18 protein-coding genes are annotated in these 22,479 nt (G+C 67.8%); 12 read left to right on the top strand and 6 right to left on the bottom strand.

The window, feature by feature from the left end; translation table 11 throughout:
* Positions 1–167: 167 nt before the first annotated feature.
* The 5 genes from HWX07_RS26155 (at position 168) to HWX07_RS26135 (ending at position 7,859) form a co-directional block, all read left to right on the top strand.
* Complete coding sequence (locus tag HWX07_RS26155; protein ID WP_074805355.1) at positions 168–1,028, top strand: alpha/beta hydrolase; 861 nt, start codon at positions 168–170, stop codon at positions 1,026–1,028.
* Positions 1,029–1,060: 32 nt separating this feature from the next.
* On the top strand, positions 1,061–2,278 hold the full coding sequence (gene ceoA / locus HWX07_RS26150; RefSeq protein WP_175878207.1) for a multidrug efflux RND transporter periplasmic adaptor subunit CeoA: 1,218 nt from the start codon (positions 1,061–1,063) through the stop codon (positions 2,276–2,278).
* A gap of 45 nt (positions 2,279–2,323) precedes the next feature.
* The gene (gene ceoB, locus HWX07_RS26145; RefSeq protein WP_011546851.1) at positions 2,324–5,509 is read left to right on the top strand and encodes a multidrug efflux RND transporter permease subunit CeoB; all 3,186 of its coding nucleotides are present in this window, start codon (positions 2,324–2,326) and stop codon (positions 5,507–5,509) included.
* Between the two features lie 10 nt (positions 5,510–5,519).
* Positions 5,520–7,061, top strand: a complete 1,542-nt coding sequence (opcM, locus tag HWX07_RS26140) for a multidrug efflux transporter outer membrane subunit OpcM (RefSeq protein WP_175878206.1) — start codon at positions 5,520–5,522, stop codon at positions 7,059–7,061.
* A gap of 384 nt (positions 7,062–7,445) precedes the next feature.
* Positions 7,446–7,859, top strand: a complete 414-nt coding sequence (locus HWX07_RS26135) for a hypothetical protein (protein ID WP_175878205.1) — start codon at positions 7,446–7,448, stop codon at positions 7,857–7,859.
* 192 nt (positions 7,860–8,051) lie between these two features.
* Here the strand turns inward: HWX07_RS26135 and HWX07_RS26130 are convergent, their stop codons facing one another.
* A complete protein-coding gene (locus HWX07_RS26130; RefSeq protein WP_175878204.1) occupies positions 8,052–8,942 on the bottom strand; it encodes a LysR family transcriptional regulator in 891 nt (296 codons plus the stop codon).
* Positions 8,943–9,043: 101 nt separating this feature from the next.
* Between HWX07_RS26130 and HWX07_RS26125 the strand changes: the two genes are divergently transcribed.
* Positions 9,044–9,484 (top strand): PACE efflux transporter, encoded by a 441-nt coding sequence (locus HWX07_RS26125; RefSeq protein ID WP_175878203.1) that lies wholly within the window; start codon positions 9,044–9,046, stop codon positions 9,482–9,484.
* 93 nt (positions 9,485–9,577) lie between these two features.
* Here HWX07_RS26125 and HWX07_RS26120 read toward each other — a convergent pair whose 3' ends face one another.
* The 5 genes from HWX07_RS26120 to HWX07_RS26100 all read right to left on the bottom strand — a co-directional run bounded on the left by HWX07_RS26120 (position 9,578) and on the right by HWX07_RS26100 (position 15,830).
* Entirely contained in the window at positions 9,578–10,429 is an 852-nt protein-coding gene (locus tag HWX07_RS26120; protein WP_175878202.1) for an alpha/beta hydrolase, read from the bottom strand.
* A gap of 237 nt (positions 10,430–10,666) precedes the next feature.
* Positions 10,667–10,996, bottom strand: coding sequence for a DUF3579 domain-containing protein (locus tag HWX07_RS26115; RefSeq protein ID WP_175878201.1), 330 nt, complete (start codon positions 10,994–10,996; stop codon positions 10,667–10,669).
* Positions 10,997–11,021: 25 nt separating this feature from the next.
* Positions 11,022–12,383 carry a sigma-54 dependent transcriptional regulator gene (locus HWX07_RS26110; protein WP_175878200.1) on the bottom strand — a complete coding sequence of 454 codons (1,362 nt, stop codon included), beginning with the start codon at positions 12,381–12,383 and terminating at the stop codon, positions 11,022–11,024.
* Positions 12,373–14,259, bottom strand: a complete 1,887-nt coding sequence (locus HWX07_RS26105) for an ATP-binding protein (protein ID WP_175878199.1) — start codon at positions 14,257–14,259, stop codon at positions 12,373–12,375. The genes HWX07_RS26110 and HWX07_RS26105 overlap by 11 nt, the downstream gene beginning before the upstream one ends.
* A gap of 206 nt (positions 14,260–14,465) precedes the next feature.
* On the bottom strand, positions 14,466–15,830 hold the full coding sequence (locus tag HWX07_RS26100; RefSeq protein ID WP_175878198.1) for a 2-hydroxycarboxylate transporter family protein: 1,365 nt from the start codon (positions 15,828–15,830) through the stop codon (positions 14,466–14,468).
* 434 nt (positions 15,831–16,264) lie between these two features.
* On the opposite strand from HWX07_RS26100, the gene HWX07_RS26095 reads away from it, so the two are divergent.
* From HWX07_RS26095 to HWX07_RS26070, 6 genes are read left to right on the top strand one after another with little or no spacing between them, the layout of a single operon-like run.
* A complete protein-coding gene (locus HWX07_RS26095) occupies positions 16,265–17,104 on the top strand; it encodes a MetQ/NlpA family ABC transporter substrate-binding protein (RefSeq protein WP_074805377.1) in 840 nt (279 codons plus the stop codon).
* A 10-nt stretch (positions 17,105–17,114) separates the two neighbouring features.
* Complete coding sequence (locus HWX07_RS26090; RefSeq protein ID WP_175878197.1) at positions 17,115–18,527, top strand: LLM class flavin-dependent oxidoreductase; 1,413 nt, start codon at positions 17,115–17,117, stop codon at positions 18,525–18,527.
* 18 nt (positions 18,528–18,545) lie between these two features.
* Entirely contained in the window at positions 18,546–19,727 is a 1,182-nt protein-coding gene (locus HWX07_RS26085; protein ID WP_175878196.1) for an ATP-binding cassette domain-containing protein, read from the top strand.
* Complete coding sequence (locus HWX07_RS26080; protein WP_027781522.1) at positions 19,720–20,376, top strand: methionine ABC transporter permease; 657 nt, start codon at positions 19,720–19,722, stop codon at positions 20,374–20,376. The genes HWX07_RS26085 and HWX07_RS26080 overlap by 8 nt, the downstream gene beginning before the upstream one ends.
* 51 nt (positions 20,377–20,427) lie before the next feature.
* Complete coding sequence (locus HWX07_RS26075; RefSeq protein ID WP_175878195.1) at positions 20,428–21,270, top strand: hypothetical protein; 843 nt, start codon at positions 20,428–20,430, stop codon at positions 21,268–21,270.
* Entirely contained in the window at positions 21,267–22,478 is a 1,212-nt protein-coding gene (locus tag HWX07_RS26070; RefSeq protein WP_175878194.1) for an acyl-CoA dehydrogenase family protein, read from the top strand. The genes HWX07_RS26075 and HWX07_RS26070 overlap by 4 nt, the downstream gene beginning before the upstream one ends.
* Position 22,479 lies beyond the last annotated feature (1 nt).

Raw genomic sequence — 22,479 nt, 5'->3', positions numbered from 1 at the left:
TCCGCAATTTAATTTGCCGCCGGAACAAGAAGGCTGCGCTACCTCGTGGGTAAACGCAGCCTCGGATTGTTCGGGGGCGTTGAATTGTGTTGCCGGATTATAGGCATTTATCCCAATGTCTGCCGGACCCAGAATTCGTTCCATCTCGAAATGGATGCTGCATCGTCATGGACGCCTCTGAATTCAGCAAATTCCTGAAAGCCGCGCTGCCCGCTCAAGCCTTGGCGGGCGCGGCGCTGACGGTTGCCGAAGTGGAAATTCCCGGCTACGCACAGGACATCGTGCTGCGCCTTTACCGCCGCCCGGACAAGACCGGGCTGCCAGTAGTGCTTTATTTCCACGGCGGCGGCTTCGTCCGCGGTTCGCTCGAGGACGCCGATTTCGCCGCGCGTTTTTTAGCAGAACGCTTACCAGCGCTCGTAGTGTCGGTCGACTATTCGCTCGCGCCGGCCTTTCCTTTTCCGGCCGCGCCGGAGGATGCGTATCGCGCCGCCGTGTGGGCGGCGACGCGTGCACGCGCGTTCGGCGGCAACCCGAAGAAGATCGGGGTCGCCGGGCACGACGCGGGCGGTCAGCTCGCGAACTGCCTGGCCTTCATCGCCCGCGACCGCGGCGAAGTCTCGATCGCCGCGCAGGCGCTGTTCGGGCCGATGCTCGACCCGAGCATGACGCGCATCGGCGACGCCGAGCGCCTCGCGTCCGACATCACCGCGCGCGAATGCGCGGCTTGCTATCGCGCGTATCTGCCGCAGGCGGCGCAGCGCATGCACCCGTACGCGGCGCCGATCGAATCGGTGCGCCTCGCGGGGCTGCCGCCGACGCTCGTCGTCACCGCGCAGAACGACGTGCTGCACGTCGAAGCGGAGAAATATGCGGGCTGCCTGATCTCGTCCGGCGTGCTCACGCAGGTGATCCGCTATCCGGACATCACGCACGCCGCGCTCGCCACGCACGAAGCCGCCTTCGAGGAAGCCGTGCGCTTCTTCCAGTGCCGCTTCCAGGCGCGCCAGCCGAACCGTCCCGAATAACCAGAACCAATCCACGCTTACTGGAGATCCACATGGCCATCCTACGCACCTCCCGTTCCCGAATCGCGACCGCGGCGATCGTCACGCTCGCCGTCGTCGGCCTCGGCACGTTCGGCGCGATGCGCGTGAACGCGAACGCCCCCGAGAAAGCGGCGGCGCCGCTGCCCGAAGTCGACGTCGCGACCGTCGTGCCGCAGACCGTGACCGACTGGCAAAGCTATTCGGGCCGCCTCGAAGCAGTCGAAAAAGTCGACGTGCGCCCGCAGGTGTCGGGCACGATCGTCTCGGTGAACTTCAAGGACGGCGCGCTCGTGAAGAAGGGCGACGTGCTGTTCGTGATCGACCCGCGCCCGTACCAGGCGGAAGTCGACCGCGCCGCCGCGCAGCTCGCGGCCGCGCAGGCGCGCAACGGCTATGCGCAGACCGACTGGCAGCGCGCGCAGCGGCTGATCGGCGACAACGCGATCGCGAAGCGCGACTACGACGAGAAGCAGAACGCGGCGCGCGAAGCGAACGCGAACCTGAAGGCCGCCGAAGCCGCGCTGGAAACGGCGCGCATCAACCTCGGCTATACGCGCATCACCGCGCCGGTATCGGGCCGCGTGTCGCGCGCGGAAATCACGCTCGGCAACGTCGTGTCGGCCGGCGCATCGGCCGCGCCGCTGACGACGCTGGTGTCGGTGTCGCCGATCTACGCGTCGTTCGACGCGGACGAGCAGACCTACCTGCAATACATCAACGGCGCGCGCAGCGGCCGCAAGGTGCCGGTCGAGCTCGGCCTCGCGAACGAAACCGGCTACTCGCGCAGCGGCGAGATCGATTCGGTCGACAACCGGCTCGACACGTCGTCCGGCACGATCCGCGTGCGCGCACGCTTCGACAACGCGGACGGCACGCTCGTCCCGGGCTTGTATGCACGGGTGAAGGTGGGCGGCAGCGCGCCGCACGAGGCGCTGCTCGTCGACGACGCGGCGATCAACACCGACCAGGACAAGAAGTTCGTGTTCGTCGTCGATCAGCAGGGCCGCGTGTCGTATCGCGAAGTGCAGCCGGGGATGCAGCACGGCAACCGGCGCGTGATCGTGAGCGGCCTTGCCGCCGGCGACCGCGTGGTCGTGAACGGCACGCAGCGCGTGCGTCCCGGCGTGCAGGTGAAGCCGCACATGGTCCCGATGACGGGCGGCGACGAGCCGTCCGCGCCGCTCGCGGACAACGCGAAGCCGGCCGCACCGGCGAAGGCGGATTCGTAAGCGGCGCGCCGCTTCGCATCCGCGTTCAACCAGACAGAGCCACACATGAACATTTCAAAATTCTTTATCGACCGGCCGATCTTTGCAGGAGTCCTATCGGTGATCATCCTGCTCGGCGGGGTGATCGCGATGTTCCTGCTGCCGATTTCTGAATATCCGGAAGTCGTGCCGCCTTCCGTGATCGTGAAGGCGCAGTACCCGGGCGCGAACCCGAAAGTGATCGCCGAGACGGTCGCGTCGCCGCTTGAAGAGCAGATCAACGGCGTCGAGGACATGCTCTACATGCAGTCGCAGGCGAACAGCGACGGCAACATGACGATCACCGTCACGTTCAAGCTCGGCACCGACCCGGACAAGGCCACGCAGCTCGTGCAGAACCGCGTGAACCAGGCGCTGCCGCGCTTGCCGGAAGACGTGCAGCGGCTCGGCATCACCACGGTGAAGAGCTCGCCGACGCTGACGATGGTGGTCCACCTGATCTCGCCGGACAACCGCTACGACATGACCTACCTGCGCAACTACGCGCTGATCAACGTGAAGGATCGCCTGTCGCGGATCCAGGGCGTCGGTCAGGTGCAGCTGTGGGGTTCGGGCGACTACGCGATGCGCGTGTGGCTCGATCCGCAAAAGGTCGCGCAGCGCGGGCTGTCGGCCGAGGACGTCGTGCAGTCGATCCGCGAGCAGAACGTGCAGGTCGCGGCCGGCGTGATCGGCGCATCGCCGTCGCTGCCCGGCACGCCGCTGCAGTTGTCGGTGAACGCACGCGGCCGTCTGCAGACGGAAGACGAATTCGGCGACATCGTCGTGAAGACGACGCCGGACGGCGGCGTCACGCACCTGCGCGACATCGCGCGGATCGAGCTCGACGCATCCGAATATGGCCTGCGCTCGCTGCTCGACAACAAGCCGGCCGTCGCGATGGCGATCAACCAGTCGCCGGGAGCGAACTCGCTGCAGATCTCGGACGAAGTGCGCAAGACGATGGCCGAGCTGAAGCAGGACATGCCGGCGGGCGTGGACTACAAGATCGTCTATGACCCGACGCAGTTCGTGCGCTCGTCGATCAAGGCCGTCGTGCACACGCTGCTCGAAGCGATCGCGCTGGTCGTGATCGTCGTGATCGTGTTCCTGCAGACCTGGCGCGCGTCGCTGATTCCGCTGATCGCGGTGCCGGTGTCGATCATCGGCACGTTCTCGCTGCTGCTGGCGTTCGGGTATTCGATCAACGCGCTGTCGCTGTTCGGGATGGTGCTCGCGATCGGGATCGTGGTCGACGATGCGATCGTCGTCGTCGAGAACGTCGAACGCAACATCGAGGGCGGGATGAACGCGCGGCAGGCGACCTACAAGGCGATGCAGGAAGTGAGCGGGCCGATCATCGCGATCGCGCTGACGCTCGTCGCCGTGTTCGTGCCGCTCGCGTTCATGTCGGGCCTGACCGGCCAGTTCTACAAGCAGTTCGCGATGACCATCGCGATCTCGACCGTGATCTCGGCGTTCAACTCGCTGACGCTGTCGCCGGCGCTGTCCGCCATCCTGCTGAAGGGGCACGGCGACAAGGAAGACTGGCTCACGCGCGTGATGAACCGCGTGCTCGGCGGCTTCTTCCGCGGCTTCAACAAGGTGTTCCATCGCGGCGCGGAGAACTACGGCCGCGGCGTGCGCGGCGTGCTGTCGCGCAAGACGCTGATGCTCGGCGTGTACCTCGTGCTGGTGGGCGCGACGGTGCTCGTGTCGAAGGTCGTGCCGGGCGGCTTCGTGCCCGCGCAGGACAAGGAATACCTGATCGCGTTCGCGCAACTGCCGAACGGCGCCTCGCTCGACCGCACCGAGAAGGTGATCCGCGACATGGGCTCGATCGCGCTGAAGCAGCCGGGCGTCGAGAGCGCGGTCGCGTTCCCGGGGCTGTCGGTGAACGGCTTCACCAACAGCTCGAGCGCGGGCATCGTGTTCGTCACGCTCAAGCCGTTCTCGGAACGGCACGGCAAGGCGCTGTCGGCCGGCGCGATCGCGGGTGCGCTGAACCAGAAGTACAGCGCGATGAAGGATTCGTTCGTCGCGGTGTTCCCGCCGCCGCCGGTGCTCGGCCTCGGTACACTCGGCGGGTTCAAGATGCAGATCGAGGATCGCGGCGCGGTCGGCTACGCGAAGCTGTCGGATGCGACCAACGACTTCATCAAGCGCGCGCAGCAGGCGCCTGAACTCGGTCCGCTGTTCACGAGCTACCAGATCAACGTGCCGCAGCTCAACGTCGATCTCGACCGCGTGAAGGCGAAGCAGCTCGGCGTGCCGGTGACCGACGTGTTCAACACGATGCAGGTGTATCTCGGTTCGCTGTACGTGAACGACTTCAACCGCTTCGGGCGCGTGTACCAGGTGCGCGTGCAGGCCGATGCGCCGTTCCGTCAGCGCGCGGACGACATCCTGCAGTTGAAGACCCGCAACGACAAGGGCGAGATGGTGCCGCTGTCGTCGCTGGTGACGGTGACGCCGACGTTCGGCCCGGAAATGGTCGTGCGCTACAACGGTTACACGGCGGCCGACATCAACGGCGGCCCGGCGCCCGGCTTCTCGTCGGGGCAGGCGCAGGCCGCGGTCGAGCGCATCGCGCACGAAACGTTGCCGCGCGGCGTGCGCTTCGAATGGACCGACCTCACGTACCAGCAGATCCTCGCGGGCGATTCGGCGATGTATGTGTTCCCGATCAGCGTGCTGCTCGTGTTCCTCGTGCTCGCCGCGCTGTATGAAAGCCTGACGCTGCCGCTCGCGGTGATCCTGATCGTGCCGATGAGCATTCTGTCGGCGCTGACGGGTGTGTGGCTCACGCAGGGCGACAACAACATCTTCACGCAGATCGGCCTGATGGTGCTGGTGGGGCTGTCGGCGAAGAACGCGATCCTGATCGTCGAATTCGCGCGCGAGCTCGAACACGACGGCAGGACGCCGCTCGAGGCCGCGATCGAGGCGAGCCGGCTGCGGCTGCGCCCGATCCTGATGACGTCGATCGCCTTCATCATGGGCGTGGTGCCGCTCGTCACGTCGACCGGCGCCGGTTCGGAAATGCGCCATGCGATGGGGGTCGCGGTGTTCTTCGGGATGCTTGGCGTGACGCTGTTCGGGCTGATGCTGACGCCGGTGTTCTATGTCGTGCTGCGGACGCTCGCGGGCGGCAAGATCCACGTCGCCGGCAAGGATTCGACGGGGTACGGTGTGCCGGCGCCCGATGCTTGAGGACCAGAAAATGAATAACTTGCACAACACGAACGGCCTGATGCGCTTCGCGAAGGTGGCGGCCGCGAGCACCCTGCTCGCGACGCTGCTCGCCGCGTGCGCGGTCGGCCCCGACTACAAGCGCCCCGATGCGGCGGCGCCCGCCGCGTTCAAGGAAGCGCCGACCCTCGCCGCCGGCGAGCAGGCCGGCACGTGGAAGACGGCCGAGCCGGCGGACGGCGAACATCGCGGCGAATGGTGGAAGGTGTTCGGCGACCCGGTGCTCGATTCGCTCGAGACGCAGGCGCTCGCCGCGAACCAGAACCTGAAGGCCGCGGCCGCGCGGGTCGAGGAAGCGCGTGCCGCGACCCGTTCGGCGCGCTCGCAATGGTTCCCGCAGGTCGGCGCCGGTTTCGGGCCGACGCGCGAGGGGCTGTCGTCGGCGTCGCAGTTCCAGCCGCAGGGCACCGGCCCGACCAACGCGACGCTGTGGCGTGCGCAGGGCACGGTATCGTACGAAGCCGACCTGTTCGGCCGCGTCGGCCGCAACGTCGAGGCGTCGCGCGCCGACCAGGCGCAGAGCGAAGCGCTGTTCCGCTCGGTGCAGCTCGCACTGCAGGCCGACGTCGCGCAGAACTACTTCGAACTGCGTCAGCTCGATTCGGATCAGGACCTGTACCGCCGCACGGTGGAGTTGCGCGAGCAGGCGCTGAAGCTCGTGCAGCGCCGCTTCAACGAAGGCGACATCAGCGAGCTCGACGTGTCGCGCGCGAAGAACGAACTGGCGAGCGCACAGGCGGATGCGGTCGGCGTCGCGCGCCGGCGCGCGGCGTCCGAGCATGCGCTGGCCATTCTGCTCGGCAAGGCGCCCGCGGATTTCGCGTTCAAGGAAACGCCGATCGTGCCGGTCGCGGTGAAGATTCCGCCGGGCCTGCCGTCCGCGCTGCTCGAACGCCGCCCGGACGTGTCGGCGGCCGAACGTGCTATGGCGGCCGCGAATGCACGGATCGGGCTCGCGAAGTCGGCGTACTTCCCGAAGCTCGATATCACCGGGTCGTTCGGGTATGAAGCGTCGACGCTCGGCAACCTGTTCCTGTGGTCGAGCCGCACGTTCCTGCTCGGGCCGTTCGCCGGCACCGCGCTGACGCTGCCGCTGTTCGACGGCGGGCGGCGGGCGGCCGGCGTGCAGCAGGCGCGCGCCCAGTACGACGAGCAGGTCGCGAACTACCGGCAGCAGGTGCTCGTCGCGTTCCGCGAGGTCGAGGACAATCTCGCCGATCTGCGCCTGCTCGACGACCAGATCCGTGCGCAGGATGCGGCCGTCAACGCGTCGCGCCGCGCGGCGACGCTGTCGCGCACGCAATATCAGGAAGGCGAGGTCGCGTATCTCGACGTGATCGACAGCGAACGCTCGGTGCTGCAGTCGCAATTGCAGGCGAACCAGTTGACGGGTGCGCAGGCGGTGTCGACCGTCAACCTGATCCGCGCGTTGGGTGGCGGGTGGGGGAATGCGCCGGCGCCGACGGCGGTGGGTGATGCGGCCTCCGTCAAGGCTGACGTAGCTGCGCGGTAAGCTCGAACGGCGGGCGATTCGTCGCTTGCCGACCGTGAAGCGAAGAACCCCGGCATGCAGGCTCAGGTCTGCATGCCGGGGTTTTTTATGGTTCATCGCGCTTCAGGGCGCCCGTCGTCGACTTCGCGTGCAAGGGCATCGTTCGATGCGCGTCGCGGACGGGGTCGCGCCGATAGAAGCAAGTGTCGAATTCCGGTCTCGGTCGACACAGCGGCCGTTTGATCGTGGAGTAGTATTTCCCCATGTCCAGGCGATTGCCGGGTCTCTTCGGCGGACAGCCGACCATCCCGTGACGACGGCGGCAGGCTCGTCAGCGTTGGGAAACTGCTTCAACAATACGTGTGGCGGCGCCGGCCGTGGCGACGGCATTGATGGGAACGCATCATGTCAACCGAGTGGAAGCACCGAGTCAGGCTGTTCGTCCAGCGTTTCTGGCAGCCAACCACTGCGTGCATGACCTGCATGCCGGGGAGCTGGGGAAACATCACGAGTTTCCCCCACTGGACCATCGCATTTCATACGGGTCTGCTGACCGGACTCCTTGCTGTACTCCTGACTTTCACGCCGGTGGGGAAACTCTACGCGCATCGATACGGCAATGCGCTGGTCGTTGGCGTCCTGACGACACTGGGCGATGCTTACTCGCACACGAGTCATTACCGTATTCCCTATGTCGAGCACATCGTGACCGGGGCAATTTCAGGTCTCTTGGCGCTTGCGGCTTCCTATCTCCTCGAAGACCGCGCGCGACGCCTTCGGACGGCGTGGGCGCGGGTTTCCGGACAGCTTATCCGCTGACTTGCCGGGCAACGAGTCGATAAGCAACCACTCCGGAACGGAAGGCGACGTCCACGGAAATCGATGAAGCACCTTCTTCATTGTTCCGTGTTTTGCAACTAACGGTCGGTTCCGCCCGGCGCCTTCCGACGGTGCGGCGGCGTCCCGCCGCGCGCACCGCTAGTTGACGCGTGCTGTCGTCAGTGGCTGCGCTCAGGCATCGGCGCGTTCAGCCCGCAGCGCCCGCACCAGCTCGCTCGCCGCCTTGCCGAGCCCCGTATGTTTCGGCCGCCGCAAATAGACGGGCAGCGGCAATCCGTTGCGAATGTTCGCGAACACGAGCGGCGCGAGTTCGCCGCAGTCGACATACCGGCCGATGACCGATTCCGGCAAATTCGCCCAGCCATGACCGGCCTTCACGAGCGCGATCGCGGTCGCCATGTCGGTGACCTTCCACGTGCGATTGCCGATCAGCGGCCGCACGTCGGTCAACGGCCGCTCCGGATCGGCGATCACGATCTGCCGAAACCCCGACAATCGCTCGATCACCTCCGGATGCGCGGCTTCGGCAATCGCCGGATGGCCGGGCGCGGCGACCGCGATCAACGTCTCGGTCCACAGCGCGTGAATCTGTTCCTGCGGATGAAGATCGAGCCCGCCGTACGCGACACAAAGATCGACGGCGCCGCGATGCAGCGCGTCGACGATCGCATCCTGCGGCGCCGTGACGAGACTGATCGCGAGCGCCGGATATTTCGTGGCGACGGCGGTCAGCGCGCGCGCAATCGGTGCGCCGTCGATTTCGGCCGCGAGCCCGAGCCGCAGCGTGTCCTCGACACCTTCCGACAAATGCTGCGCATGCGCACGCAGCGCATGCAGCCGTTCGGCGATCGCGCGGGCGTCGGGCAGCAGCGCGGCCATCGCGGCGGTCGGCGTCGGCTCGCGCGTGGCGCGATCGAACAGCACGAGGTCGAGCTCGGCCTCGAGGTTCGCGATCGCCATGCTGACCGCCGACGGCGTGCGGCCGAGCGCACGCGCGGCCGCCGAGAACGAGCCTTTGTCGATGACGGTCAGCAGCATGTCGATGTGATCGCTGGTCAGCATGGTCCGCCGCCTCCTGTCAGAAAAATTGAAAGGACCTGACTTTGGCGGACGCAGTGCCCGCTGTAGTCTCGCCACCTTGTTCGAAACGAAGGTGGTCGGTCATGCAAGGATGGAAGAGACGCATAGTCTACGTCGTGATGTTCGAGGTGCTCGGCATCCTCGTCGCATCGTCGGTGCTCGGGATGCTGAGCGGCGCGAGCGCGGCGACGAGCGGGCTGCTCGGCGTGATGATCTCGACGACGGGCGTCATCGTCAATTTTCTGTACAACCTCGGGTTCGAGGCGTGGGAGCGGCGGCGGGCGGAAACGACGCGCACCGTCGGGCGGCGCGTCGTGCATGCGATCGGGTTCCAGGTCGCGCTCGTGACGTTCCTGATTCCGCTGATCGCGTGGTGGCTCGACGTGTCGCTGCTGCAGGCGTTCCTGTACGACGCGGTGCTGATCGTGTTCTTCCCGATCTTCACGTTCACGTACAACTGGGCGTTCGACAGCGTGTTCGGGTTGCCGGATGCGGTGACGCGCAAGGCGGCGCCGGTGGTGTGACGCAGAGGGATGCGAAACGATGCGGACAGCTTCGCGCCGTTTCGCTTCTGCAAGAGAGAGGGGGCCGGAGCGGCGCGCCTGCCGCCCGCGACGTCAAGCGGCGACGAACTCGTGCACGTAACGATTGAATACCGCCGGGCTCGCCGCATTCATCCCGTGCGATGCGCCGGCGACGGTTTGCCGTTGCGCATCGCCGATCCACTGCGACAGCGTGTCGACGTTGTGGCGGAACATCTTCGGGCTGCGCTGGCCGTCGATCAGCAGCGTGCGGCATGCGATATCGCCGGCCGTGTGCTGCGAATACGCGGGCAGCGGGTCGCGCAGCTGCTTCGGCAGCGTGCTCGCGTTGTCGATCGCCATCGTGCGAAAGCGCGACGTGCTCTTCTTCCATGCGCCGGGCAGGCTCACGGAATCGACGAACATCTCGAGGCCGGCTTCGACGTCGCCTTGCTCGATCAGGTTCACGGCCTTCGTGCGCAGCGCGAGGGCGGCGGCCGACAGCGCGGCTTCGCGCACGCCCGGCTGCTGGAGCGGGCCGCCCGGATCGGCGAGCGTCAGCGATTCGACGAGGTGCGGATGCTGGCGCGCGACGTTGAACGCGACGCTGCCGCCGCGCGAATGGCCGATCAGGTGCACGGGGCCGAGATCGAGCGCGTCGATGAATTCGGCGAGCTCGTCGACGTGGTTCTGCCAGCTGAATTCGTCCTGGATGCCCGCTTCGACGGCCGGCCAGTAGTGGCTGAGGCTCGGCGCGATGCAGCGGTAGTGCGCCGACAGCGCCGCGAGTTGCGGATCCCAGTAGCGGTAGTCGCACAGCGAGCCGTGCACGAACACCATCGGCGCACCGCTGCCCCGCTCGACATACGGCAGGCTGATGCCTGACGAAAGCGTCGCAAATTGCAGGTCGGGGTTCGCGAGCACGGACGGCTCGATTCGCATGTTCATGACTGAAAGACTCAAAGGTGCGTCAACACGACGCAACTATGCATCACGGCGACCTGCAAGGAAAACGCATAATTTTCATCGTCACGATCAATTTTATTGATGGCTGCGCCGGAAACCCTTGTCGGAGCGTGGTCATGCGCCGAAGCCTTAAATCTTCTGACGATTCATTTCGCCGATGAAAGGGCGTGCGACAGCCTGCGCCACGCGCCTTTGCCTTGGGAAGGGAAGGGTTACACGTCACTGCACCGTCAATGCGGGCGCGGTCTGAAGCTCGACGGGCAGATCATTGTCGGTGGCGAACTGCATCGCGAAATCGAACGCGTCCGCGCACACGGCGCGCAATTCGTCGGACACGAACAGGCATTTGACGCCGCCGTCGACGACCGGCATCGCGAGCCGCGACAGCGCGCACGGATAGCCGGGCCGCCGTTCGCCGACGAACAGCGTGATGACGCCCGCGAGCCGCTCGGGCCAGTCGCTCGGGCGGAAGGTTTTCTGCGCGCGCGTGACGCCGCGGATCAGATGGCCGGTGATGCGGCCGTGGTGGGTGATGTCGATGCGATCCATGCTGGGGTTCGTGTCCTCGTGCGCGTCATTCGCCGCCGTCGGCCGCCGCGTCGCCGCGCGCGGGAATCCGCAGGTTGCGCAGCTTGTGATAGAGCGTTTTCTTCGGCATGCCGAGCGCCTCGCTCGCGTCCGCGACGTTGCCGTTGTGACGCCGCAGCATGTCCTCGATCAGCATCCGCTCGAAATACGCGAGCTGTTCCGCGAGCGTGCTGCCGGCCGTCGGCGTGCCGCCCGACGACAGCAGGCTGTCGCCGGTCAGCCCGAGCACGAAGCGGTCGGCCACGTTCTGCAGCTCGCGCACGTTGCCGGGCCACGCGTGCGTCATCAGTTCGGACACCTGCGCGGCGGTGACGACCGGCGCCGGCTGGCCGAAGCGTCGCGCGGCGGCGAGCACGAAATGCTCGAACAGCAGCGGCACGTCCTCGCGCCGTTCGCGCAGCGGCGGCAATTCGATCTGCGCGACGTTGAGGCGATACAGCAAGTCCGCACGAAAGCGCCCGTCGGCCGCGAGTTCGGCGAGATCGGCCTTCGACGCGGCCACCACGCGGCAGTCGACCGGAATCAGGTCGTTCGCGCCGAGCCGTTCGACCACGCGCTCCTGGAGCACGCGCAGCATCTTGATCTGCAGCGCGATCGGCATCGTCTCGATCTCGTCGAGGAACAGCGTGCCGCCGTCCGCCCATTCGATCTTGCCGATGCGCTTCTTGATCGCGCCGGTGAACGCGCCGGCCTCATGGCCGAACAACTCGCTCTCGAACACCTGCTCGGGCAGGCCGCCGCAGTTCAGCGCGACGAAATGCGCGTCGCGCCGGCCGCCGAAGTCGTGCAGGCTGCGCGCGATGAGCTCCTTGCCGGTGCCCGTCTCGCCGGTGATCAGCACCGACACCGACGTATCGGCGAGGCGCAGGATCTTCTTGCGCACGTCGGCCATCGCGGGCGACTTGCCGAGCACGAACGCCTCGATGCCCTGCCAGTTGTTCAGCGCCGCGCGCAAGCCCTGCACCTCGAGCGTCAGGCGGCGCTTCTCGACCGCACGCGCGACGCGGCCGGCGATCAGGTCCGACGAGAACGGCTTCTCGATGAAATCGTACGCGCCGACCTGCATCGCGCCGACGGCCGTCGAGATGTCCGCGTGGCCGCTGATCAGCACGACCGGGATCTGCGCATCGATGGCCATCACGCGGTCGAGCAACTGCAGCCCGTCGATGCCCGGCATCCGCACGTCCGACACGATCACCACCGGCGCGCCGGGCGCGACGTGCGCGAGCGCGTCGGCGGCAGACGCGAACGCGTCGACCGGGAACCCGGCGAGCGCGACGGCTTGCTCGACGCCGATCCGGACGTTCTCATCGTCCTCGACGACCAGCACCCGAATCTCATCTTCCATGCTCTGTCCTTTGTTGCGGCGTCGCCGCCGCGAATTCGATGGTGAACTGCGCGCCGCCTTCGTCGCGGTTCGTCGCGGTGATCCTCGCGCCGAACGCCTCGACGATGCGCGACGTGATCGCGAGCCCGAGCCCGAGGCCCTGGCCGCGCGGCTTGGTCGTCACGAACGGCTCGAACAGGTGCGGCAGCACGTCGGGCGCGATGCCGGCGCCGCTGTCGGCCACCGTGAAGCGCACGCGGCCGTCGTCGTCCGGGCCGGCCGCCTCGATGACGATGCGGCGCACCGGCGCGTCGTGCACCGCGTCGAGCGCGTTGCCGAGCAGGTTCACGATCACCTGCTGCAACTGGCTCGATTCGGCCGAGACCGTCGTGCCGGGCGCGATCTTGACGTCGAGCCGCACGCCTTCGTCGCGAATCCGCGCATCGTAGATCAGCCGCGCATGCGCGACGGCCTCGTTCAGCGACACCGCGACGCGCTCGACGTCGGGCTTGCGCGCGAAGGTCTTCAGTTCGCCGGTGAGCACGGCCATCCCGTCGACCAGCTTGCCGACCCGTTCGAGGTTCGCGAGCGCCGGCGCCGGCTGGCCGCGCTCGAAGAACGTGCGCGCGTTGTCGCACAGCGTGCGGATCGCGACGAGCGGCTGGTTCAGCTCGTGCGTGAGGCCGGCGGCCATCTGACCGAGCACCGCGAGCTTGCCCGCATGCACGACTTCCTGCTGCGACGCGCGCAGCCGCTGCTCGGTGCGTTCGCGCTCGTCGATCTCGCGCTGCATCCGCTCGTTCGCGGCCGTCAGCGCGGCCGTGCGCTGCGCGACGGTCAGTTCGAGCCGGTCGTTCGCACGGCGCAGCGCGTCCTGCGCGCCCAGCCGCGCGAGGATCGCCCGGCGGCGCTGGATCGCATAGCCGGCCAGCAGCGCGGCGATCAGGAACGCGCCGGTGACGAACACGAACGCCGTCTGCTGCTGGCGCCGGGCGCCCGCGATGTCGAGCAGCACCATCAGCGAATCGCCGGCCTGCGGCGCGGGGCGCGACATCACGAGATAGCGGGTGGTGCGGCCGGCGTGGCGCGGATCGGGGAAGGTGCCGAACCACGCGGCCGAGCTGCGGTCGCCGATGCGGCGATAGGGCAGCGCGTCGACGGTGCGGCCCGCGTACTGGCGCGACGCCTGGATGTCGCGCTGTTGCTGCGCGGTGATCGGGCGCAGCGACGTGAATTTCCACGCGGGTTCGGTCGAGATCACGACCACGCCGTTGCCGTCGACGACCAGCGCGGCGACGCCCGGCGCGCGCCATGCCGATTCGAGCGGGTCGACGCTGATCTTCACGGCGGCCACGCCGATCGGCACGCCGTCGCTGCGCACCGCGCTCGCGAAGTAGACGCCGGGCACGCCGGTGTTGGTACCGATGCCGAAGAAGCGGCCGCTGCCGCGCGCGAGCGCGTCCTTGAAGTACGGCCGGTACGACACGTTGGTGCCGACGAAGCTGATCGTCTCGTTCCAGTTGCTCGCGGCGATCACGTCGCCTTGCAGGTCGATCACGTCGACCGCGCCGCTGCCCGCGTCGCGGTTCACGGCTTCGAGGTAGGTGTTCACCGCATGCACGAGCTCGGGCGCATCGTTCGGCGCGGCTTTCAGCATCGCGCGCACGCCGTCCTGCCGCGCGACCAGGCCGGGCAGGATCTCGAAGCGGCCGAGCTCGCTTTTCAGGCTCGACGCATACAGGTCGAGCCGGTGCGCGCCGGCCTCCTCGAGCGCGTCGATCGCGCGTTCCCATGCGAAATCGACGGCCGCGCCGGCCACGCCGACATACAGCACCGCGGCCGAGGCCCAGCCCCACCACGGGATTCCCTTGAAGCTCTTCTGCACGTTCGCCCTCATCGAAGCCCGCAACGTCGGTCGTTCGCCCGCCGCCGGTCGCCGCCGGCCGGCTCCCGAAGCCGGTCGCCTGCCGCCGGTCGCCCGCAGCCGGTCGCCCGCAGCCGGTCGCCCGCAGCCGGTCGCCCGCAACGACGCGCGCCGCGCGCCGGCAGGGCCGGCGGCGGCGCGTCTGAAGCAGCCGGCGCGACGGTGCGCGCGGCCGCGCGTTATCCGAAGTGCGCGACCAGGATCAGCGTCACCGTGACGACGATCGCGCCGCCGATGCGGGTGGCGATCTGCGCGAACGGCATCAGCTGCATCCGGTTCGCGGCGGTCAGGATCGCGACGTCGCCGGTGCCGCCTTGCCCGCTGTGGCAGGCGTTCACGATTGCGGTGTCGATAGGGTACATCTTCAGCAGGCGGCCGACCACGAAACCGGTGCCCATCAGCGTCGCGACGGTCGACACGATCGTGACCACGTTGACGATCGTGAACGCGGCGGTCAGCTTGTCCCACGGCGTCATCGCGACGCCGATCGCGAACAGCAGCGGATACGTGACGGCGGTCGAGAAGAACTTGTAGACGACGAACGCGCCTTCCTGCAGCGGCGGCGACACCGCGCGCGCGAGCTTCACCAGCACCGCGAGGAACAGCATCGCGACCGGCGCGGGCAGGCCGAACAGCTTGTGCGCCATCAGGCCGACGAGGTACAGCGTGATCGCGGTGATGCCGGCGCCCGCGATGTGCGTGACGTCGACGTGGCCGCGGATCTCTTCGTTCTCCGGCGTCATGTCGCCGCTTTCGCCGACCTGCAGGCGGCCGTTGCCGGTCAGGTGCGGCAGGCGCTTGCCGAGCATGTCGAGCGCGCCCGACAGGATGATCGCGGTCAGGCTGCCGAGCATCACCGGCGGCAGCACCATCGCGAACATCTCGCCCTGCGGCAGGTGCATCAGTTCCGAATAGCCGATCGACAGCGGAATCGCGCCTTCGCCGACGCCGCCCGCCATGATCGGCACGACGATGTACAGCAGCGTGTGGCGCGCGCCGAGGCCGAGCGCGGTGCCGACCGCCGTGCCGACGATCGCCGCGGCGATCGAGCCGGCCGCGAGCGGGATGAAGATCTTCACGAAGCCCTGGATCAGCACGCGGCGATCCATGCTCAGGATGCTGCCGACGATGATCGACGCGATGAACAGGTACAGGAAGTTGGTCGATTTCGTGAATTCGACCGTCAGGTTCAGCACCGGCTTCGGCAGCACGTGGTAGTACGTGAGCGCCGACGGCACGAAGGTCGCGAAGATCGCCGCCGCGCCGATGTTGCGCAAGAGCGGCAGGCGCTTGCCGAGTTCCGCGCAGGTGAAGCCGAAGAACGCGAGCACGGCGATCGCCATCGAGATCTCGCCGGGCACCTTGCCCGTCACCGCGAAGCCGACGATCAGCCCGAACAGGATCACGTAGACCGGCAGCGGGATGATGCCGATGCGGATTTCCATCAGCTTCCACCAGCCTTCCGGCCAGAAGCGTTCGCGCGTGGCGGGGCCGGCTTCGGCAATCGGCTCGGGATGGGACGGGGTGTGGATAGAGGTCTGCAAGACGTGTCTCCTGATGTTTGGAATGCCTGCTTTGCTTCGCGGCATCGTGTGACGTCTATTACGCAACCCCCGTGCCAGAATCCCGGTCTGCCGGAATATTTTTAATCCATTGATTCATAAGGGATTTGTTTCGTCTGCGGAAAGGGTTTTTCACATGAAGTGGCCGAGATTTCGGAATCGGCGCGGCGGGCAGGCCGAGATTTCGGCCTGATGGCGGCCCGGGCGCCCGGTCGTGCCCGGCACCCGCCGTCCCGCCCGCCATATCGCCGCGCGCGATTTTCTTCGCACAATCGCTTCGTAGACCGCCTTCCCGCCGCTCTCTATCATCGGCTGATCTTTTTCCGATGAAACGACGACTGTCCGGAGAGCGCCCGCGCGTTCGCCGCGGCTTCGCTCAACCATCGATACCGTCTTTGGACAGGAGAGTGGTTCCCATGCTGCATCCCGTGTTTTCCGCCCGCTTTTCCGCCGGCCGAGTGGCCCGCCTCGCCCGCCTGCTGACGGCCGCGCTGCTCGGCGTCGTGCTGCTGAACGGCGCGCGCGCCGACACCGCGCCGCTGAAGGTCGGCATCTCGACCAGCCCGCAGATCGAGGCGCTGAAGATCGCCGCGAAGGAGGCCAAGGAGCAGGGCCTCGACGTGAAGATCGTCGAATTCACCGACTGGAATACGCCGAACGCGGCGCTCGCGAACAAGGACATCGACGTCAACTACTTCCAGCACATCCCGTTTCTCGAGAACGCGAAGAAGCAGGGCGGCTACAACTTCATCTCGATCGCGCCCGGCACGATCATGAAGATCGGCCTCTATTCGAAGAAGGTGAAAAGCTTCGCCGAGCTGAAGGACGGCGCGCGCGTCGCGATCGCGAACGATCCGGTCAACGGCGGGCGCGGGCTGTTGCTGCTGCAGCGCGCGGGGCTCATCACGCTGAAGCCGGGCGCCGACTACCGCGCGACCACGCACGACATCGTCGCCAACCCGAAGCACCTGAAGATCATCCCGCTCGAAGCGTCGCAGCTCGCGCGTTCGCTCGACGACGTCGATCTCGCGCAGGGCTACCCGAGCTTCATCAAGCTCGCCGGCACGACCGACCCGAACAGCGCGCTGCTGTTCGACGGCACCGAGAACAAGAACTTCGCGATCCAGTGGGTCGTGCGCCCCGAAAGCGCGAACGATCCGCGCATCCGCAAGTTCATCTCGATCTACCAGCATTCGCCGGCGGTGCGCCGTGCGCTCGACAATGCGTTCGGCTCGCTGTATGCGATCGCGTGGTGACGGAGGCGGCATGACGACGGCGAACCGCAAGAAGATCCTGCTCAACGCGTTCAACATGAACTGCGTCGGGCACATCAACCACGGGCTGTGGACGCATCCGCGCGACCGCTCCGCCCACTACACCGATCTCGACTACTGGGCCGATCTCGCGCGGACGCTCGAGCGCGGCAAGTTCGACGGGATCTTTCTCGCGGACATCGTCGGCGTGTACGACGTGTTCGGCGGCGGCCCGGACGCCGCGCTGCGCGAATCGGTGCAGGTGCCCGTCAACGATCCGCTGCTGCTCGTGCCGGCGATGGCGCAGGTCACGCGGCATCTCGGCTTCGGCGTGACCGCGAACCTGACCTACGAGCCGCCGTACCTGTTCGCGCGCCGCATGTCGACGCTCGATCATCTGACGAAAGGGCGCGTCGGCTGGAACATCGTGACCGGCTACCTCGACAGCGCCGCGCGCGGGATGGGCCTCGCGCAGCAGATCGGCCACGACGACCGCTACGAGCGCGCCGACGACTACATGGAAGTCGTCTACAAGCTGTGGGAGCAGAGCTGGGACGACGACGCGGTGATCCGCGACGCGCAGGCACGCGTGTTCGCGCAGCCGGGCAAGGTGCGGCGCGTGAAGCACGACGGGCCGTTCTATTCGATCGATGCGATTCATCTGAGCGAACCGTCGCTGCAACGCACCCCGGTGTTGTACCAGGCCGGCTCGTCCGCGCGCGGCGTGGAGTTCGCGGGCCGTCACGCGGAATGCGTGTTCGTGAACGGGCAAAGCAAGGCCGCGGCGCGCGCGGCGGCGCTCGACATCCGCGCGGCCGCCGCGCGGCAGGGGCGCGACCCGGCGTCGATCAGGATTTTTGCCGGCGTGAGCGTCGTCACGGCCGAGACCGAGTTGCTCGCCCGCGAGAAATTCGACGAATACCGGCGCTACGCGAGCCCGGAAGCCGGCCTCGCGCATTTCGCGAGCTCGACCGGCATCGACTTCGCGAAATACGGCCTCGACGAGCCGATCTCGTACGTGAAGACCGATTCGATCCAGTCGGCCGTCGACGCGATCTCGAAGAAGAGCACGACCGGCACATGGACCGTGCGCCGCATGCTCGAACAGATGTCGCTCGGCGGCCGCTATGCGCCGATCGTCGGTTCGCCGTCGCAGGTCGCGGACGAACTGCAGTCGTGGATCGACGAGACCGGCATCGACGGCTTCAACCTGACGCGCACCGTGATGCCCGAGTCGTTCGAGGATTTCGTCGACTGGGTCGTGCCCGAGCTGCAGAACCGCGGCGTCTACAAGGAAGACTACGATCCCGCGCCGACGCTGCGCGAGAAGCTGTTCGGCGCGGGCCCGCGCCTGCCCGCCTGGCACACCGGCGCGCAGCACCGGCCGGCCGCCGCAGCCGAACCCGCGCATCCCGCGCATGCCTGAACGTGACGGAGCGAAGCGATGACGCAATTGTTCGATACGCTGGGTTTCATCGAGGCATCGGCCGTGCGCGCCGGTGCCGGCGCCGATGCAGCGGCATATGAGGAAGCCGTGACGCCGGTCGGCGGCGCGGCCGTGTCGCTGGAGCAGGTCGGCAAGGTATTCGCGACACCGCGTGGCCAGGCCGCCGCGCTGCGCGACGTGACGCTCGACGTGCGGCGCGGCGAGGTGTTCGGGATCATCGGCCGCAGCGGCGCGGGCAAGTCGACGTTGCTGCGCCTCCTGAACGGCCTCGAACGGCCGAGCTCGGGCCGCGTGCGCGTGCAGGGTGTCGACGTCGGCGCGCTCGACGAGGACGGCCTCGTCGCGTTGCGGCGCCGCACCGGCATGGTGTTCCAGCATTTCAACCTGCTGTCCGCGAAGACGGTGTTCGAGAACGTCGCGCTGCCGCTGAAGATCGCCGGCGTGCCGAAGGCCGAGCGCGTGCGCAAGGTGGAGGCGCTGCTCGAGCTCGTCGGGCTCGCCGCGAAGCGCGATGCGTATCCGGCGAGCCTGTCGGGCGGGCAGAAGCAGCGCGTCGGCATCGCGCGGGCGCTCGTGCACGATCCCGAAGTGCTGCTGTGCGACGAAGCGACGTCGGCGCTCGATCCGGAAACCACGCAATCGATCCTCGCGCTGCTCGCCGACATCAACCGCCGTCTCGGGCTGACGATCGTGCTGATCACGCACGAGATGGAGGTGATCCGCGCGGTGTGCGACACGGTCGCGGTGATCGAACAGGGCGAAGTGGTCGAAACCGGCCCCGTGTGGCGCGTGTTCGGCGATCCGCGCCACGGCGCGACGCGCGCGCTGCTGAGCACGCTGCAGCACGACCTGCCGGCCGAGTTGGCCGCGCGGGTGCGGCCGCTGCCCGAGCAGGCCGCGCTGCCTGACGGCGCACAGATCGTGCTCGACGTCCGCTATACGGGCGAGAGCGGCGGCGAGCCGGACGTCGGCGCGCTCGCGGCGGCGCTCGGCGGCTCCGTGCGGTTCCTGCACGGCGGCATCGAAAGCATCCAGGGGCATGCGCAAGGGCGGCTCGTGATCGCCGCGACGCCGCGTGCGGATGATGGCCCGTCGGCGGCACGCGGCGGTGCGGTCGCCGCACTGCTCGAACGTGCGCGCCGCCATGCGAATCACGCGGAGGTGCTCGGCTATGTTTGAGCTCTGGTGGCCCGAACTGCTCGATGCGATCCGCGACACGCTGTCGATGGTCGCCGCGTCGGCCGCGATCGCCGCGCTGATCGGCATCCCGCTCGCGGTGATCCTCGTGACCACCGCGCCCGGCGGCATCTACGCGCGGCGCGGCGTGAACGCGGTGCTCGGCGCGCTCGTCAACGTGTTTCGCTCGACGCCGTTCATCATCCTGCTGGTCGCGCTGCTGCCGTTCACGCGCGTGCTGATCGGCACGACGATCGGCGTGTGGGCGGCCGTCGTGCCGCTGTCGATCGCCGCGATCCCGTTTTTCGCGCGGATCGCCGAAGTGAGCCTGCGCGAAGTCGATCGCGGGCTGATCGAGGCCGCGCTCGCGATGGGCGCGAAGCGCCGCCACATCGTGTGGCACGTGCTGCTGCCCGAAGCGCTGCCCGGCATGCTCGGCGGCTTCACGATCACTGTCGTCGCGCTGATCGGCTCGACCGCGATGGCGGGCGCCGTCGGCGCGGGCGGGCTCGGCGATCTCGCGATCCGCTACGGCTATCAACGTTTCGACACCACCGTCATGGCGACCGTGATCGTGATCCTGATCGCGCTCGTCTCGGCCGTGCAAATCACGGGCGACCGCCTGGTCCGACGCGTGACCCGGCGTACCTGAGCGACGCCACAAGCGTCCGCTCGTTTCATTCCTGATCTTGAGAGAACGACCATGACCTTGCCCATCGGCGCGCCGCGCGAATGGAACGGACAATTCGAGGAAGCGCTGTTTCTGGAGGTGGCGCGACGCCATCGTCCGGACTTCCCGGCCAAGCTGGAGACACCGCCGCGCGAGCCGCGCCACGGCGACGAGCTGGCTGCCGTCGCCGACTACTACACGAAGATGGCGTCGCACGACCTGTTCATCGTGCAGGTCGTCGCGAAGGCGATCGACACGCTGTTCCGCGACGATCCGCATTTCCAGCTGATTTTGTCGCGCCAGCTCGGCGACGACGGCGCGCACGCGGTGATCGGCCGTGAGCGCGTGACCGAACTCACGGGGCGCGATCCGCTGCCGGAAGTCGACCGGCTCGTCGCCGCGCACTGGGCGCGCATCGGCGACATCGCGGTGCGCGACGTCGCGGGCTTTCTCGCGTTCGAATGGCACTACGAGCTGCACATCCTCGCGAAGCTGTGGATTCAGCGCAAGACCGGCCGTATCGGCGACAGCGCGATGCGCGAGCACGGCGAGAACCGGATTCGCCCGGACGAGGAATGGCATCGCGTGCAGATCGTCCAGTGGTGGTTCGACATGCTGCAGGCGCTGCCGGCCGCCGAGCGCGATGCGCTGATCGATCGCGTGATCGCGGCCGACGAGGAAACCCAGGCGCGGCTCGACGGCTATCTGCACGACGAGTACGCGCATACCGCACTGGTGTTCGGCGCGGATATCGCCGAATATCGTGCGATCTACGACGACTGGCGGCGCGAGATCCTGTCGCGGCTGACCGGCCGTCAGCTGGGCGCGCTCGTACCGCTGTCGGGCGAAACCGTTGAACAGGAAGCTGTCGCATGAACGATCCCCGCGGCCCGGCGACGCTGGCGCCGGATACCGAGACACCGGCCGTCGACCGCGCCGCGCTGGCACGCGCGATCGATGCGCTGCGTGTGAGCGCCGCCGAGCGCGACCGCGCGGGCGGTCATGCCGCGCAGGAGAAGCAGTGGCTCGCCGATGCGGGTTTGCTGACGCTCGCGGTGCCGCGCGCGTTCGGCGGCCAGGAAGCGGCGTGGCCCGAGATTTACGACGCGATCCGGCAGGTCGCGCGAGTCGACAGCGCGCTCGCGCATCTGGTCGGCTTCCAGTGCCTGCAGGTGGTGAGCGTCGACGTGTGGGGCAACGCCGCGCAGCGCGAGCGCTACCTGCGCGGCACGGTCGACGGGCGCTGGTGGTGGGGCAACGCGGTCAATCCGCTCGACACGCGGCTCGTCGCCACGGCGACGCCCGACGGCGGCTACCGGCTCGACGGCGTGAAGGGCTTCTGTTCCGGCACGCGCGGCTCGCAGCGGATGACGGTATCCGCGCACGATCCGGCCATCGGCCGCACCGTGTTCGGCGTGGTGCCGACCGACCGGGCCGGGATCACCGTCAACGACGACTGGGACCCGGTCGGCCAGCGCCAGACCGACAGCGGCAGCGTGCGCTTCGACGGCGTGACGCTTGCGCCGGACGAGGTGCTGCACCGGTCGGAAGCGCCGCCGACGCCGCGCGCGACGCTGCGCACGCTGGTGTCGCAACTCGTGCTGACGAACCTGTTCGTCGGCCTGGCGGAAGGCGCGCTGGCCGAGGCGCGCGACTACGTGCGGCAGCACGGCCGCCCGTGGATTCATTCGGACGTCGAGCGGGCCGAGGACGATCCGTACACGTTGCAGCGCTTCGGCGACATGCGCGTGCGCGCGGTGGCCGCGGCGGCGCTGGCCGATCGCGCGGCCGGCGCGTTGCAGCACGCGTGGGCGCGGCAGGATGCGCTGACGGCCGACGAACGCGCCAAAGCCGCACTCGCGGTATCGGAAGCGAAGATCGTCGCGCAGCGCGCGGCGCTGGATAACGGCGAAGCGCTGTTCGATGCATGCGGCGCGCGCGCGACGGCCGCGTCGCTCGGCCTCGACCGTTTCTGGCGGAACGCGCGCACGCATACGCTGCACGATCCGCTCGACTACCGGCTGCGCGACGTGGGCCGGTATGCGCTGACGGACGAGTTGCCGCCAGCGTCGCTCTATACGTAAT

The sequence above is a fragment of the Burkholderia sp. BCC0097 genome (assembly GCF_902832985.1).
GTDB classification, from domain to species: domain Bacteria; phylum Pseudomonadota; class Gammaproteobacteria; order Burkholderiales; family Burkholderiaceae; genus Burkholderia; species Burkholderia orbicola.
Note: the sequence above shows the minus strand (reverse complement) of the source record. Positions and strands in the feature narration are given on the sequence as shown.